This is a genomic window from Rhizobium sp. UGM030330-04 (assembly GCF_003208455.1).
Classification (GTDB): Bacteria; Pseudomonadota; Alphaproteobacteria; order Rhizobiales; family Rhizobiaceae; genus Agrobacterium; species Agrobacterium rhizogenes_A.
On sequence record NZ_QKML01000017.1, the window covers coordinates 19983 to 35258 of the forward strand.

Here is a 15276-nt window from a genome sequence, read left to right on the forward strand (position 1 = left end):
TTTAGAACTGTTCGAAAACAAACGCATTGCGCCCGCACTCCCTCCTAAATAAGTGGTGTTAAATTCTCAAGTTAAATGCGGGGGCGTAACATGGAATTGAAGTACCGCGGTCAGAATATGTCTGCGACAGTAATAAAAGCTGGTATTTCGGCAGCACTGGCGGGAACGGCGCTGAGCATTGCTCTGCCCGCCTTCGCACAGCAGGCGTCCGAGGAAACCACGGTTCTCCAGCAGATCGTCGTCACCGCGTCCGGCTTTGAGCAGAATGTTAAGGATGCGCCTGCCAGCATCACGGTGGTAACGCGGGAGGATCTGGAAAAAGGGTCCTATCGTGACCTCACAGATGCCTTGCGCGAAGTGCAGGGCGTATCCGTCACCGGTATCGCCAATGAAAAGGATGTTTTCATTCGCGGCCTGCCCGGCGCCTACACGCTGATCCTCGTTGACGGCAAGCGTCAGAGCACCCGCGATGCCCGTACCAACGGCAATTCCGGCTTCGAGCAGAGCTTCGTGCCGCCGGTTTCGGCGATCGAACGTATCGAGGTGGTGCGCGGCCCGATGTCCTCGCTTTATGGTTCGGATGCCATGGGCGGTGTCATCAACATCATCACCCGCAAGGTTGGCGATGTCTGGTCCGGTTCCGTCACCACGGAAGGTACAGCGCAGCAGCACTCCAAATTCGGCAATAGCGGCCAGGTCTCCTGGTATGCCAATGGGCCGATATTGAAGGATCTACTGGGCCTGCAGGTCTGGGGCAGGGGTTTCACGCGCGGCGAAGACCGTGTCCTGAGCGGTACCACGGGTGCCAGGGAATATGACTTCAACGGCCGCCTGACATTCACGCCGAATGAGGACCACGACATCTACCTCGAAGCCGGCAAGACCCGACTGCGCCGTAGCGCCGAGCCCGGCGACACGCTGGCGGCGACGGACGCCAACGGCACCTACAATACCAATACCCGCGACCATTGGTCATTGTCGCATACCGGCCGGTGGGGGCCGACCACATCCGAATTCTCTTTCCAGCAGGAATGGTCGGAGCGTACCAATTTCACCCGGAACATCCGTACGGGACGGGTGACGGAAAATCCGCGCTCGCCGGAGGTGCGCAACACCGTTCTAGACGGTAAGTTTACCACGCCGTTCGAATTGTTTGGCAACCACACAATGGTTACGGGCGGCCAATATTTCGAGGCGCGACTGACGGACCAGAATCCGGGACGCCGCACCGGTCTCGATGAAACATTTTCCGCGACGCAATGGGCGCTTTTTGTCGAGGATGAGTGGCGCATCGTCGATAATTTCGCGCTGACGGGTGGGCTTCGTCTCGATAACCACGAAAAATACGGCAACCATTTCAGCCCGCGCCTTTACGGTGTCTGGAGCGCGACGAAAGAGCTGACCATCAAGGGTGGCGTTTCCACCGGTTTTCGCGCGCCTGAAATCCGCCAGATTGCGCCCGGTTACGCCTATACGACGGGCGGCGGCGGCTGCACCTATGGTCCGAGCGGTACCTGCGGCGTGATCATCGGCGATCCGGGCCTGGAAGCGGAGAAGAGCACGAGCTACGAAGTGGCCGCACTCTGGGACAATGGTGACGTCGCCCTTGGCGCCACCTATTTCTACACCGATTTCAAGGACAAGATTTCCAACGCGCTGGTACTCAATCCGGATGGGACGCCGGCCCGCTGGAGCGAGGATCGCAACTATCGCCTCTGGTATAATTACAATATCGACGATGCGGTCATTCAGGGCGTGGAACTCACGGCAACCTGGTATGCGACGCCGGAACTGACGCTGCGCGGCAATTATACCTACACGCATTCCGAACAGAAGACCGGCGATTATGAAGGCTTCCCGCTGGCGCGGACGCCGGAACATATGGCCAATCTGCGCGGCGACTGGGTGACCCCGATCGACGGTCTGGAGGCCTGGGCTTCGCTGAATTATCACGGATCGGAAATCAATGCCGGACCGCGCATCGGCACCAACGGTACACCGGTGACGATCAACGGCAAGGCCGGTCGCAAATATGAGGCCTACACGACCCTCGATATTGGCGCGAAATATGCGGTTGCTGAAAATGTCGATTTTAACGCGGCCATCTATAACGTCTTTGACAAGGATGTCGGCACCGATGATTTCAATACCGTGATGGAAGGCCGCCGTTTCTGGATCAGCATGACGGCGAAGTTCTGATCCCCGGCCATATTGACGACATTCGGAGGCGCCATCAGGCGCCTCTTTTTTGACTGTCGCCTATTGACCTCAACTATAGTTGAGGAATTATACCGGCTGCTCTTCATGTGTTTCCGCATTTCCCGAGCGGAAATCGTTCCGGAAGCAGGAGCCAGAATGGAAAATACCGTATCCAAGCACAGCCTGACGGTGGGGGAAGTTGCCCATCGCAGCGGCGTTGCCGTTTCCACCATCCATTTTTATGAAGCAAAAGGCTTGATCGAAGGCTGGCGCACCTCAGGCAACCAGCGTCGCTATCATCGCGCCGTCCTGCGGCGCATCGCCATCATCCGCATCGCGCAGCGGGCCGGTATCCAGCTCAGCATTATCAGGGATGCGATGGCGGACCTGCCGCAGGACAGGGTGGCGACGACAGCGGACTGGCGCCGTTTCTCCCAGTCCTGGCGGGAGATGCTTCAGCTTCGCATCAACAGCCTCGTCATGCTGCGCGATCAGCTTACCGGCTGTATAGGTTGCGGTTGTCTTTCGCTGGACGACTGCCCCTTGCGCAATCCGAACGACATTCTGGCCGATGACGGCGCAGGTCCGCGCCGTCTCGTATCCGCCGAATGATCGGTGCTGCCGGATCAACGTGATTGGCCTTCACTCGGAGGCGGCCGGAACCCAGACACTGACGCTGCCACCATTGGTGGGGAAGACGCCTTTGCCGTTTTCATCAAGGGTGATCTGTTCCTCGCTATGTCCGAGAAAGTCGCGCCAGACTGAACCGCCATGGTCCGGGCCGAGATCGGCCTCTTTCTGCGCCGGCTCGCCATTTGACATCACCACCACGCAACCTGGCGCATCTGCGGTACCGTGGCGGACAAAGGCAATGCAGCTTGCATCATCGAGAATATCCGTCTGCGCGCCATTGGCGAAACGGCTGCGTGCTTCGATGAGCTTCGGCAGGCATTCGATTGCGGGCATGTCGATTTTGTACTCGTTGCCGTCATTGCCGGTATCGGTGTAGCTCGTGCCGAACAGATCGGGATAAAAGACGCACGGAACGCCCTCTTCGCGCAGAAGAATGATGGTATAGGCCAGCGGCTTGAACCACGGTTCCACCGGCGCTTCCAGCGATTGCAGCGGTTGCGTGTCATGATTGTCGACGAGCGTGACGGCGTGGTCGGGAACGGCCGACACCAGCGAGCCGTCAAAGATGCTGCGCATGTCGAAATCGCCCCCCTGTTTGGAGGCATCGTGGAAGCGGTGATGAAGGGCGACGTCAAAAAGCATCAGTTGCTTGTCGACGAGGTCGAGATAGCTTTTCAGCGCGTCGATATCGGGATGCCAATATTCCGCCACGACGAAAAGATCGGGATCGACCGTTTCGCGCATATGGCCGACCCAGTCGCGGAAGAACCATGCCGGAATATGCTTGGCGGCATCCAGGCGGAAGCCATCGACCTGTATCTGTTCGGAGAGCCAGCGGCCCCAATATTTCAGCTCCTCATAAACCGCCCGGTTTCTGAACTCGACATCCGCACCCATCAGATAATCGAAATTGCCGTTTTCCTGATCGACTTCCTCATTCCATTCCCCGTCGCCATATTCGTTGACGAGGCGGAAAATGCCGTCTTCGGTCGGCTCCTCAATGTGGTCGACACCGCTGAAGCACTTCAGGTCCCAGATGAATTTGGAATGTTTGCCGTTGCGGCCGGGGAAGGTGAAGCGTGTATAGGCGAGTGCCGGGAAATCCGCATCGTCTATCTCTGTGCGGTCTTCGGGATTGACGCGGCGAACCCGCACCTTCTCCTTCTCATCCGCACCCATCTTATGGTTGAGAACCACGTCGTGAATGACGCGGATGCCGTTTTCCTTCAGAGTCCGGCCGGCATGTTCGAGAGCGGCGCGATCGCCATATTTGGTGGCGACGGTGCCCTTCTGGTCGAATTCGCCGATGTCGAAGAGATCGTAAGTGTCATAACCCACCGAATAACCACCGGCGGCACCCTTGTAGGCCGGTGGCAGCCAGATATCGGTGATGCCCATTTTAGCAAGGCTTTCGGCCTTTTCGGCCACCTCGCTCCATAATTTCCCTCCGCTCGGATAGTACCAATGGAAGAATTGAAGCAAGGTGCGTCCGGCCATATTTCCCTCACGATGGTTAGCAGGTCGCGCCATAAACGGCCCGGCGGCGAAAGGGTTCCGCCGCCGGAGATGCGCGATCTGCAATTGTGAGGCCTCTGGCCGTCCGTATATTAGCCGGCTATGTCGAGGAGGACCGCGCCCGCCTGCAGATAGTCGCCTTCCTTGACGATCAGGGTGACTTTGCCGGCCTTGGTGGCAACAATCTGCGTTTCCATCTTCATGGCTTCCATGACGGCGAGAAGATCGCCTTCGGCAACCGTCTCACCGTCTTTCACCTTGAAAGATTGCAGGGTGCCGGAAACGGGAGCGGTGATTTCGCCTTCCTTTTCCTTGATCGCGGCACCGGGAGCAGCCGTATTCCCGCCGCTGACTGCACCAAGCCCTGATAGCAGCAGGCTCGGCAGGCCGACGGAGACGCGCTTGCCGTCGATTTCCAGAAAGGTTCGGGTAATCGACGGATCATCGGTCGGTGCCGGGCGTTCCATGGCATCCGGCATGGCGGCGAAATCGGTTTCAATCCAGCGGGTATGAACCTTGAACCCATCGGTGCCGATGAAATCGTCCGTCTCGATCGCAGCGCGATGGAACGGCAGAACGGTGGCGATGCCCTCGATGCGGAATTCCTTCAGCGCACGGCGGGCGCGGCGCAGAACCTGATCGCGATCCACACCGGTGACGATGAGTTTTGCCATCAGCGAGTCAAACACACCCGGCACGCTGGAGCCGCTGACGACTCCGCTATCCATGCGAATGCCGGGGCCGGAGGGCGCATCGAAGACCGAGATCGAGCCGGGCGTCGGCAGGAAGCCTCGGCCGGGATCTTCGGCATTGATGCGGAATTCCATCGAATGGCCGCGCGGTTCCGGCGTTTCAAGCACGCGCAGTTTGTGGCCTTCGGCAATACGGAATTGTTCGATGACCAGATCGATGCCGGTGGTTTCCTCGGTAACGGGATGTTCCACCTGCAGGCGCGTATTGACCTCGAGGAAGGAAATCGTGCCATCGACGCCGAGAAGGAATTCGACCGTTCCGGCTCCCGAATAACCAGCAGCGGCGCAGATTGCCTTGGCGGCGGCATGGATTTTCTGGCGCTGTTCGGCGGATAGGAAGGGAGCAGGAGCTTCTTCGATCAGTTTCTGGTTCCGGCGCTGCAGCGAGCAGTCGCGGGTGCCGAGGACGAGCACATTGCCATGCTTGTCTGCGAGAACCTGCGCCTCGATGTGGCGCGGCCGGTCGAGGAAGCGTTCCAGAAAACACTCGCCGCGGCCAAAGGCGGCGGTTGCCTCGCGAACGGCGGATTCGTAGAGATCGGCGATCTCTTCCATTTTCCACGCGACTTTCAGGCCGCGCCCGCCGCCGCCATGCGCCGCCTTGATGGCGACGGGCAGGCCGTGCTGTTCGGCAAAGGCAGTGACTTCGGCTGCGGAAGAGACCGGGCCGTCGCTGCCGGCAACCAGCGGCGCGCCGACACCGGTGGCGATGCGCCGCGCCTCGACCTTGTCGCCCAGTGCTTCGATGACCTGTGGGTCCGGGCCGATCCAGATGAGGCCGGCATCGAGCACGGCCTGTGCGAATTCGGCGCGCTCGGACAGGAAGCCGTAACCGGGGTGCACGGCATCGGCGCCGGCGCGTTTGGCAATTGTGATCAGCTTGGCGATATCGAGATAGGTTTCGGCGGGACGTACGCCCTCCAGCCCATAGGCCTCATCCGCCAACCGGACGAAAAGCGCGTCCTGATCAGGGTCTGCATAAACGGCGACCGATTGCAGGCCGTAATCGCGACATGCGCGGATGATGCGGACCGCGATCTCGCCGCGATTGGCAATCAGCACTTTTTTCATCGCTCTTCTCCTCGGGATTCTATGTTCTTGGCCGCGATTTCGGCAAAGGGGCCGATCGGGCGGAATTTGATTTTGGCGTTGACCGGGATCTGCCCGGCAAGATCGAGATGATATTCCGCCACCGCGCCGATGACGGGATAACCGCCGGTCAGGGGGTGGTCGGCAAGGAAGAGAACCGGCTGGCCGCTATGGGGAATCTGGATCGCCCCGGTCGCCGTGCCTTCGCTCGGCAATTCGGCGCTGTCCTTGCGTTCCACCGCCACCTCGCCGGCAAGGCGAATGCCGACGCGGTTCGATTGCGGGGTGACCTGCCAGAGCTGGCTGGTCAGGGTCTCTATACCCTTTTGCGTGAACCAGTCGGTGCGGGGGCCGAGAACGACGTCCAGTGTCACGACCTCGCCGGTTGCCGGTGGTTCGAAGGCCGGAACCTCATCGATCGACACGCTGGAAAGACCAGACTTCTCGCCCTTGAGCGGCAGGATGGCGCCTGCACCCACCGGTTCCGGGCCGACGACGGCCAGCGTATCCGTTGCGAAACTGCCGAGCACTGGCTCGACGTCAAAACCGCCGCGCACGGCAAGGTAACAGCGCATGCCCTTCGGCGGCTGGCCGAAAGTAACGACATCACCGGGCTCAAGGGAGACCGGGCCATGGGTCTTGGCTGTGAAGCTGCGATCTGCGGTGGTGATGGTGACGGGGCAGGGGGCGCCGGCAATGCCGATGACAGTGCGGCTCGTGCTTCTGAAGGAAAAACCACCGAGCGTCAGTTCAAGGCATGGCGTATTGACGGGATTGCCGACGATGCGGTTTGCAGCATTGAACGCGCCGTGATCCAGCGCGCCGGAGGCCGATACGCCCTGCCCGGTCTGGCCGAAACGGCCGAGATCCTGGAAAATGGCGGGCATGGGGGCGGCGAGCACCTCGAAATGCGGGTCGTCCTTTGCGGGCTCTTTCGTGCTGCTGCGCGGTGCCGGGATGGAAATATCGGCCGTTCTGCCGGCCTTGTCCATGTCGAAGAAACGCACCCGGTAACCCGGCTGGAAAAGCGCGCCGGGATCGCGGTCTATATCCCACATCTTCACCGGCGTGGTGCCGATGATCTGCCAGCCGCCGGGACTGTTTTGCGGATAAACGCCGCTGAAGGCGCCGGCCAACGCCACTGAGCCGGCCGGAATGCGGGTTCGCGGGCTTTGCCGGCGCGGCACATGCAATGCCGGATCGCCGCCGACCAGATAACCGAAACCGGGGGCGAAACCGCAAAAGGCCACGGTGAATTCGCTTTCGGTATGACGGCGGATGACCTCTTCGATGCTCATGCCGGTCAACCCGGCAACATCGGCAAGGTCCTCGCCGTTATAATGGACGGGGATTTCCACGAGATTATCCGAAGGCGCGATTTTTGCCGAGAGATCACGGCTTGCCAGCCGCGCGGCCAGCGCTTCGGCATCGATCTTCTCAGGACGAAAGCGGATCATCAGGGTACGGGCAGCCGGCACCGTCTCTTCAATGCCTTCCACCGGATCGTTCTGAAGCGAGGCAAAAAGCGCCAGCGTTTCATCGAGATCGGCGAGTTCGACAAGAATGGTGGTGAGGCTGACGGGAAGAAAACGCATCATATCCTCACACGTGATAGGCGGTGTCGGGAATATCGGTGATGAACATGTGTCCCGGCGCATGGGTGATGGCAAAAGGCACGCCGGACGCCATCACGGCGGCCTGGGGCGTGACGCCGCAGGCCCAGAATACCGGAACTTCGCCCGGCTCGATCCGCACCGCATCACCGAAATCAGGTTTCGCAAGATCGGTGATGCCAATCTCCTCCGGCGCACCGACATGCACGGGCGCGCCGTGTACGGCCGGAAAACGTCCGGAAATGGTGGCCGCATCGGCCACGCGCGACGCCGGGATCGGCCGCATGGAAACGACCATGTTGCCCTTCAGCCGACCTGCCGGGCGGCAGGGCCGGTTGGTGAGGTACATCGGCACATTGCTCTTGTCGGTCATGTGGCGGATTTCGATGCCCGCTTCCACCATCGGCGTTTCGAAGGTGAAGCTGCAGCCGATCAGGAAGGCGACGAGATCGTCGCGCTCCGCCCAGGCGGCGGTGGCGTCGGCTGTTTCCTCGGCAAGCCTGCCGTCCCGCCAGATCCTATAGAGCGGCAGATCGGTCCTGAGATCGGCACCGGGCGCCAGAAGCGTGGTGGGCGAACCGGGATCGGAGACATCAAGCACCGGGCAAGGTTTTGGATTGCGCTGCGCATAAAGCAGGAAATCGAAGGCCCAGTCGCGCGGCAGCACGATCATGTTCGCCTGCGTGAAGCCGGGCGCAATGCCGGAGGTGGGGGCGACGAGGCCGTTGCGATAGGTGGCGCGAGCCTTTCGGGCGGCTTCGGCATCCGTGTGGTTGAGATAGGATATCGGTGTCGTCATCGGCTGTCCTCTCAGAGATTGGACGCGAAGGAGCGGATGTCGATGCCATCAGCCTCGAAACGACGGCGAATCTCCTGGGCGATGGCAACCGCGCCGGGGCTGTCGCCATGCACGCAGATGGATTGCGCCTCGATTTTTATGATGCTGCCGTCGATAGCCTCCAGCGTGCCTTCGCGGGCAAGCTGGACCATACGGTCGGCGATTTTTGCCGCGTCGTGCAGCACGGCACCGGCTTCCCGGCGGGAAACGAGCTGGCCTTCAGGCGTATAGGCGCGGTCGGCAAAGGCTTCGGCAACGACGGCAAGACCCGCCTTGCGCGCAAGATCGAGGATGGGCGCATTGGCAAGGCCCATCAGCACCAGCGACGGATCGATGGCCTTGATGCCGTCAATGACAGCCTGTCCCTGTTTCGCGTCATTGGCGATGCGATTGTATAGCGCGCCATGCGGCTTGACGTAACGCACCGTGGTTCCGGCGGCGGCGGCGACGCCTTTCAGCGCGCCGATCTGGTAAATGACATCGGCAATTAGTTCTTCCGAGGTCGTGTCCAGATCGCGGCGGCCAAAGCCGACGCGGTCCGGATAGGAGACATGGGCGCCGACGACCACGCCCTTTTCGGCGGCGGCCTTGACGGTGCGGTAGATGCCGGCCGGGTCGCCCGCGTGAAATCCGCAGGCGATGTTGGCACTGGAAACGATGGCGAGCATCGCCTCGTCATCTCCCATGCGCCATGCGCCGTAGCTTTCGCCAAGATCGCTGTTAAGATCGATAGCGGCCATGTTTGCCTCCCTTTAGTTTATTACAGGCCGAGCAGGCCGAAGATGGTGCCGGCGGATTTGTAGCCCATGTACCACGTCAATGCGCAAGTCAGAACGCCAAGCGCCAGCAGGATGCGCGAGTAGCGATGGCCTCCCATCAGGTCTTCGCGCTTCCATGCGGCAAACAGGAAGATGCTGAGGCCGATTGGCAGGATGAGGCCGTTCAGACCGCCGACGAAGACCAGCATGGCTGCCGGCGGTGTCGTGATGAACAGGTAGCAGACCAGGGAAATGGCAATGAAGATGACCGTAGCCATATTGCGGGCACGCTCGCTCATGTCCTGCTTGAAGACGGGCAGGAATGAAACGGAAGTATAGGCTGCGCCGATGACGCTAGTGATGGCCGCCGCCCAGAAGATGATGCCGAACAGCCGGAAGCCGAGATCGCCCGCGGCCGAACGGAAAGCCTGTGCGGCAGGGTTGGCGGCCTGGCTGGACGTATCGATGATGACGCCGCTGGCGACCACGCCCAGAATGGCGAGGAACAGCACATAGCGCATGATGCCGGTGACGGCGATACCGGTTAGCGCCGCGCGGTTGACGGCGGGCAGGTTTTCAATGCCGACCATTCCCCGGTCCAGCAGCCGGTGGGCGCCGGAGTAGGTGATATAGCCGCCAACAGTGCCGCCGACGATGGTGGTGATGGTCGCGAAATTGATCGTGTCCGGCAGGAAGGTCTGGCGGAAGGCATCACCGACCGGCGGCGCGGAAACGAATGCCACGTAGAGCGTCAGCACGATCATCAGGATACCGGCGAAGATGATGAACCGGTCAACGGCAAGGCCGGCCCGTTTGGAAACGAAGATGGCGATGGAAAAGATCGCGCTGATGGCGCCGCCGATTTTCGGATCGAGTCCGAAGATGGCGTTCAGGCCGAGGCCGGTGCCGCCAATATTGCCGATATTGAAGAAAAGGCCACCGATGATGACGAGAATGGCGAGAAGATAGCCGGAGCCGGGAATGGCAGCATTGGCGATGTCGGACGCACGCATGCGCGTCAGCGTTACGATGCGCCAGATGTTGAGCTGAACGACGAAGTCTATGAGGATGGAAGCAAGAATGCCGAAGGCGAATGCGGCACCAAGCTGCGTGGTGAATGTCGCTGTCTGCGTGATGAAGCCGGGACCGATGGCAGATGTTGCCATCAGGAAGATTGCTCCCAGAAGAGATGCGCGTTTTGACATTTTGAGATCGGCAGTCGGGGTGAGCTTTTTCTGCTCCATGGATTTTCTCCGCTCCTGTCGCAATCCGCCCCTCGCGGATGCTTTATGCGGTCGATCTTGTCCTGTTCCGTGAAATTGTCAACATTGTTCAACAATAAATAATAATCGTTCTCTTATTCTGTCTATTTGTTGGACGTTATGCGCATGAATTCATCACGTTTTTTTCGTGCTTTGCTAATGCTTTGTGCTATGGGCAATCATGCCGTGTCCGAACATGCCTGTCACGGAATTCCCGATGCTGCATTGCTCTTAGGAAAGGAGCGCCATGACGGAAACGATAGAGGGTCTGCCGCTTGCGGATCGATTGGCCAAGGGTATCCGTACCCTGCTGATCTCCGGTGAGCTGATGCCGGGACAGCGCCTTTCGGAGGCAGCCTTCAGCGAACGTTTCGACGTTTCCCGCAATTCGCTGCGTGAAGCCTTTCGGCTTCTGACGAAGGATGGGTTGTTGCGCCATGAGGCCAATCGCGGCGTGTTCGTCGCCGTGCCCACCATGGCATCGGTGATTGATATTTACCGGGTGCGGCGCATGGTGGAATGTGGTGCACTGCGTCAGGCCTGGCACAAACATCCGGCCATCCGGGTCATGCGGGCTGCCGTCGAAGACGCCAAAGTCAAGCGTGAGCAGGCCGACTGGCTGGGTGTGGGCAGCGCCAACATGAAGTTCCATGCCGCCGTTGTGGATCTTCTCGACAGCGTCCGTCTCAGTGATTTTTACGAGCGCATCGCCGCCGAACTCAGGCTTTGCTTCGGCCTGCTGAATGATCCTGAACAATTGCACTCCCCGTTCGTGGACATGAACAGCAAGATCCTGTCGCTGATGGAGGAAGGCAAGGCTGCCGATGCGGGCAACGAGATGGAAATCTATCTCAACCTTTCCGAGCGTACGGTTTTGAAGGCGCTCGAGCGCGCCGTCGAACACGCGTCCTGACATGACGGGCAGCAGGCGGGAAATCGGCGCTTGCTGCTCCCTTCATTTTTTGCTGGCGCAGCCGATTGCCAAGTTTGCTGCGCTGCGTCATCAATGCTGACATGACGCTTCGCGACCTCACCATTCTTGTCATAGACGAAAACGCGATCCGCGCCTCCATCATCGAGGAGGGGCTGCGTGAGGCCGGCTATCATCGCGTCACCGTCATTCATGAGGTGAACGGCGTGGCGCGCACCATCGAGACGCTGCAGCCCGATGTCATCTTCATCGATCTTGAAAATCCCAACCGTGACATGATGGAGCATCTGTTCCAGCTGACGCGCACCGTTGGGCGCCCCATTGCCATGTTTGTCGATCGTTCCGACACCGCATCCATCGAGGCGGCCGTCGAGGCCGGCGTTTCCGCCTATGTGGTGGACGGGCTGAAGAAGGAAAGGGTCAAACCGATCCTCGACATGGCGGTCAGCCGCTTCAATGCCTTCAGCCGTCTGCAGCAGGAACTGGCCGAGGCGAAATCGGCACTGGAGGAACGCAAGGTCATCGAGCGTGCCAAGGGCATTTTGATGAGGATGCGCGGCCTTTCCGAAGAGGAGGCCTTTGCGCTTTTGCGGCAGACGGCGATGAACGAGAAAAAGAAAATTTCCGAGATCGCGCAAAGCGTGGTCACCGCGGCCGGTCTGTTGATGTGACAAAGGCCAGCCGGACAGTGTGGAGTGAATGATATGGCGGCACCGGAAAAAACGGCCGGATCAGACAGCGGAATGACGACAGGCGCACCGGCAATCGTTGCCAGCGACCGACAGAAAATCCTGCGCGCCGGTTTTATCCCGCTCGTCGACGCCTCCGTTCTGATTGCCGCGGCCGAATTCGGTTTTGCCGAACGCGAAGGCCTGTCGCTCGATCTCGTCAAGGATGTGTCTTGGGCCAATGTGCGCGACCGGCTGGCGTTCCGGCAATTCGATATCGCCCATATGCTGTCGCCCATGCCTGTCGCCTCCATGCTCGGGCTTGGATCCAATCCGTCGCCGACGATCACACCCTTTTCACTTGGGAGCGGTGGCAATGCGATCACGCTTTCGACCCGGCTGTTTGCGCGGATGAAGGCTTTGACCGGGCTTTCCGAAACGGCGGGAGCGCTCGAAAATGCCGAGGCGTTGAAGCGTGTGCTCGATGACATGCGGGCGCGCGGCGAAGCGCCGCCGACGCTCGGCATGACCTATCCGTTTTCCTCGCACAATTACGAATTTCGCTATTGGCTCGCGGCCGGCGGCATTCATCCCGATCACGACGTCAAGCTTGTGGTGGTGCCACCGCCATTGACCTCGGATGCGCTGGCGGCCGGCGCCATCGATGGTTTCTGCGTCGGTGCGCCGTGGAACATCGTTGCCGCCGAACGCGGCGTCGGCAGGATCGTCGCGGCCAAACAGGACCTGTGGCCGTCGGCGCCGGAAAAGGTGATCGGCATGAGGCCCGAATGGGCGGAAAGCCAGCGGGAAACGGTTGGTCGGCTGCTGACGGCCCTCGACGCCGCTGCGCGCTGGTGTGACGTTTCTGAAAATCATGACGCGCTCAGCAGGGCGCTTGCCGATCCCCGATATATTGGCGCGCCTGAAGGCATCATCCGCCGCGTGCTTGCCGGTGAGTTCAGCATTGATAGCCAGGGCAATCGCCGGGTGATCGACAAATATTTCACCTTCCATGACGGCCATGCGAATTATCCGCGGCAAAGCCAGGCATTGTGGATTTACAGCCAGATGATCCGCTGGGGACAGGCGGAATTTTCCGAGGTGGGCGTAAACGCCGCCCTCTCCGCTTATCGGCCGGATATTTATCGGGCGGCGCTGGGTGACGGAAATGCACCTGATGATGCCGACATCCGTATCGAGGGGCAGGAAGAAGGGGACCGTTTCGTGGATGGTTTGGTGTTCGATCCCGCTGATATCGAGGGTTATGTGAACGGCTTTTCCGTGCGCACATCCGCACCGTCTTTCCCTTCCTCGGGCGATGCCTGACGGGCCGTCGACCTTGCAGGCTGCGCAAATTTCAAGCGTGGAATTTTTTGCTTTGCACAAACGGCAGACAAGAAATGCGCTGATTAAAATTTAATCAATCGGCTTGATTTCATAAATTATCTTTTTATATCAAATATATAAGTCTAATTTGCCAATCTGGCACGCCGCTTGCTTCTTCCTGTTTGCACCGGTCAACGGCGATCGGGGCAAGCAAGGCGCGGCATAGGCGCTTTCAGAAGACACAGACGTCGCAAGGTTTTGCTGCCCGGAACACCTCCCGTTCCGCAGGCGCAAACACCGAGCGGCGTTTTTTTATTTTCAGGTTTTTTCGCAAGCGAAAACGTCACCCGCAGAGGTGGCCCAATAAGGGGAACATGCGAATGAAAAAGATATTCTCCGGCGATGTCAGCCGCCGCACGATACTGAAGACGACAGCCACCGCCGTCCTTGTCAGCGCCGTGCGCGTGGCCTTTCCATCCGGCGCTTTCGCCGCAACGGCGGAGCCGGAGGTGAAGGGTGCAAAAATCGGCTTTATCGCGCTCACCGATGCCGCCCCGCTCATCATTGCGGCGGAAAAGGGCCTGTTCGCCAAACATGGCATGCCCGATGTCGAGATTCTGAAACAGGCCTCCTGGGGTGCGACACGCGACAATCTCGTGCTCGGCGGTGCATCGAACGGCATCGATGGCGCGCATATTCTGACGCCCATGCCCTATCTCATGCACACCGGCAAGGTGACCCAGAACAATGTGCCGGTGCCGATGACCATACTCGCCCGCCTCAACCTCGACAGTCAGGGCATTTCCGTCGCCAGGGAATATGCCGAAACCGGCGTTCAGCTCGATGCTTCCAAATTGAAGGCTGCTTTCGAGAAGAAGAAGGCCGAAGGTAAGGAAATCAAGGCCGCCATGACCTTCCCCGGCGGCACGCATGATCTCTGGATTCGCTACTGGCTTGCCGCCGGCGGCGTCGACCCGGACAAGGACGTCTCCACCATCGTCGTTCCGCCGCCGCAGATGGTCGCCAATATGAAGGTCGGCAACATGGACGTCTTCTGTGTGGGCGAACCCTGGAACGAGCAGCTCGTTAATCAGGGCATCGGTTTCACCGCCTGTACCACCGGCGAACTCTGGAAGGGCCATCCGGAAAAGGCGCTTGGCATGCGTGCGGACTGGGTGGAAAAGAACCCCAACGCCACCAAGGCGCTGCTGATGGCCGTGATGGAGGCGCAGCAATGGTGCGATGAGATGGCGAACAAGGAGGAAATGTCCACCCTCCTCGGCAAACGCCAATGGTTCAACGTGCCGCCGAAGGATGTTCTCGGTCGCCTCAAGGGCAATATCAATTACGGCAACGGCCGGGTGCTGGAAAATACCGGCCTGCAGATGAAGTTCTGGCAGGATCACGCCTCCTATCCCTTCCACAGCCATGACAGCTGGTTCATCGCGGAAAACATCCGCTGGGGCAAATTCGCACCCGATACGGATGTGAAGGCGCTGGTGGAGAAGGTGAACCGTGAGGATATCTGGCGCGCGGCGGCCAAGGATCTCGGCGTCGCCGATCTTCCCGCCTCCACCTCGCGCGGCAAGGAAACCTTCTTCGACGGCAAGGTCTTCGACCCGGAAAATCCGTCGGCCTATCTCGAAAGCCTGTCCATCAAGGCGGCCTCCTGAGGAGGAGACCCGGGGTATC

The 15276-nt window shown here is 59.9% G+C and carries 12 protein-coding genes; 6 read left to right on the forward strand and 6 right to left on the reverse strand.

Annotated elements, in window-relative coordinates; genetic code table 11:
- Window positions 1–90: 90 nt before the first annotated feature.
- Both N434_RS22370 and soxR read left to right on the forward strand, forming a co-directional pair.
- Window positions 91–2199: a TonB-dependent receptor plug domain-containing protein gene (locus tag N434_RS22370; protein WP_110760364.1), complete on the forward strand. Its 2109-nt coding sequence runs from the start codon at window positions 91–93 to the stop codon at window positions 2197–2199.
- A gap of 156 nt (window positions 2200–2355) precedes the next feature.
- On the forward strand, window positions 2356–2811 hold the full coding sequence (soxR, locus tag N434_RS22375) for a redox-sensitive transcriptional activator SoxR (RefSeq protein ID WP_065117149.1): 456 nt from the start codon (window positions 2356–2358) through the stop codon (window positions 2809–2811).
- A 30-nt stretch (window positions 2812–2841) separates the two neighbouring features.
- Here soxR and amyA read toward each other — a convergent pair whose 3' ends face one another.
- From amyA to N434_RS22405, 6 genes are all read right to left on the reverse strand, one after another.
- Window positions 2842–4329, reverse strand: a complete 1488-nt coding sequence (gene amyA, locus N434_RS22380; protein WP_110760365.1) for an alpha-amylase — start codon at window positions 4327–4329, stop codon at window positions 2842–2844.
- A 110-nt stretch (window positions 4330–4439) separates the two neighbouring features.
- Window positions 4440–6170: an acetyl/propionyl/methylcrotonyl-CoA carboxylase subunit alpha gene (locus N434_RS22385; RefSeq protein ID WP_110760366.1), complete on the reverse strand. Its 1731-nt coding sequence runs from the start codon at window positions 6168–6170 to the stop codon at window positions 4440–4442.
- Window positions 6167–7783, reverse strand: a complete 1617-nt coding sequence (locus N434_RS22390) for a 5-oxoprolinase subunit B/C family protein (protein ID WP_110760411.1) — start codon at window positions 7781–7783, stop codon at window positions 6167–6169. The genes N434_RS22385 and N434_RS22390 overlap by 4 nt, the downstream gene beginning before the upstream one ends.
- 7 nt (window positions 7784–7790) lie before the next feature.
- Window positions 7791–8600 carry a putative hydro-lyase gene (locus N434_RS22395; RefSeq protein WP_110760367.1) on the reverse strand — a complete coding sequence of 270 codons (810 nt, stop codon included), beginning with the start codon at window positions 8598–8600 and terminating at the stop codon, window positions 7791–7793.
- Window positions 8601–8611: 11 nt separating this feature from the next.
- Entirely contained in the window at window positions 8612–9379 is a 768-nt protein-coding gene (locus tag N434_RS22400; protein ID WP_110760368.1) for a LamB/YcsF family protein, read from the reverse strand.
- 20 nt (window positions 9380–9399) lie between these two features.
- The gene (locus tag N434_RS22405) at window positions 9400–10641 is read right to left on the reverse strand and encodes an NRAMP family divalent metal transporter (protein WP_065117155.1); all 1242 of its coding nucleotides are present in this window, start codon (window positions 10639–10641) and stop codon (window positions 9400–9402) included.
- A gap of 265 nt (window positions 10642–10906) precedes the next feature.
- Here N434_RS22405 and N434_RS22410 point away from each other — a divergent pair, with 265 nt between their 5' ends.
- The 4 genes from N434_RS22410 (at window position 10907) to N434_RS22425 (ending at window position 15257) form a co-directional block, all read left to right on the forward strand.
- Window positions 10907–11572, forward strand: a complete 666-nt coding sequence (locus N434_RS22410) for a GntR family transcriptional regulator (RefSeq protein WP_110760369.1) — start codon at window positions 10907–10909, stop codon at window positions 11570–11572.
- A gap of 101 nt (window positions 11573–11673) precedes the next feature.
- Window positions 11674–12261: an ANTAR domain-containing response regulator gene (locus tag N434_RS22415; RefSeq protein WP_065117436.1), complete on the forward strand. Its 588-nt coding sequence runs from the start codon at window positions 11674–11676 to the stop codon at window positions 12259–12261.
- Window positions 12262–12294: 33 nt separating this feature from the next.
- A complete protein-coding gene (locus N434_RS22420) occupies window positions 12295–13584 on the forward strand; it encodes a CmpA/NrtA family ABC transporter substrate-binding protein (protein ID WP_110760370.1) in 1290 nt (429 codons plus the stop codon).
- A gap of 380 nt (window positions 13585–13964) precedes the next feature.
- A complete protein-coding gene (locus tag N434_RS22425; RefSeq protein WP_110760371.1) occupies window positions 13965–15257 on the forward strand; it encodes a CmpA/NrtA family ABC transporter substrate-binding protein in 1293 nt (430 codons plus the stop codon).
- Window positions 15258–15276: the final 19 nt, after the last annotated feature.

Coding starts and splice junctions, on each gene's coding strand:
- N434_RS22370 (WP_110760364.1), top strand. CDS start 91: ATGGAATTGAAGTACCGCGGTCAGAATATGTCTGCGACAGTAATAAAA.
- soxR (WP_065117149.1), top strand. CDS start 2,356: ATGGAAAATACCGTATCCAAGCACAGCCTGACGGTGGGGGAAGTTGCC.
- amyA (WP_110760365.1), bottom strand. CDS start 4,329: ATGGCCGGACGCACCTTGCTTCAATTCTTCCATTGGTACTATCCGAGC.
- N434_RS22385 (WP_110760366.1), bottom strand. CDS start 6,170: ATGAAAAAAGTGCTGATTGCCAATCGCGGCGAGATCGCGGTCCGCATC.
- N434_RS22390 (WP_110760411.1), bottom strand. CDS start 7,783: ATGCGTTTTCTTCCCGTCAGCCTCACCACCATTCTTGTCGAACTCGCC.
- N434_RS22395 (WP_110760367.1), bottom strand. CDS start 8,600: ATGACGACACCGATATCCTATCTCAACCACACGGATGCCGAAGCCGCC.
- N434_RS22400 (WP_110760368.1), bottom strand. CDS start 9,379: ATGGCCGCTATCGATCTTAACAGCGATCTTGGCGAAAGCTACGGCGCA.
- N434_RS22405 (WP_065117155.1), bottom strand. CDS start 10,641: ATGGAGCAGAAAAAGCTCACCCCGACTGCCGATCTCAAAATGTCAAAA.
- N434_RS22410 (WP_110760369.1), top strand. CDS start 10,907: ATGACGGAAACGATAGAGGGTCTGCCGCTTGCGGATCGATTGGCCAAG.
- N434_RS22415 (WP_065117436.1), top strand. CDS start 11,674: ATGACGCTTCGCGACCTCACCATTCTTGTCATAGACGAAAACGCGATC.
- N434_RS22420 (WP_110760370.1), top strand. CDS start 12,295: ATGGCGGCACCGGAAAAAACGGCCGGATCAGACAGCGGAATGACGACA.
- N434_RS22425 (WP_110760371.1), top strand. CDS start 13,965: ATGAAAAAGATATTCTCCGGCGATGTCAGCCGCCGCACGATACTGAAG.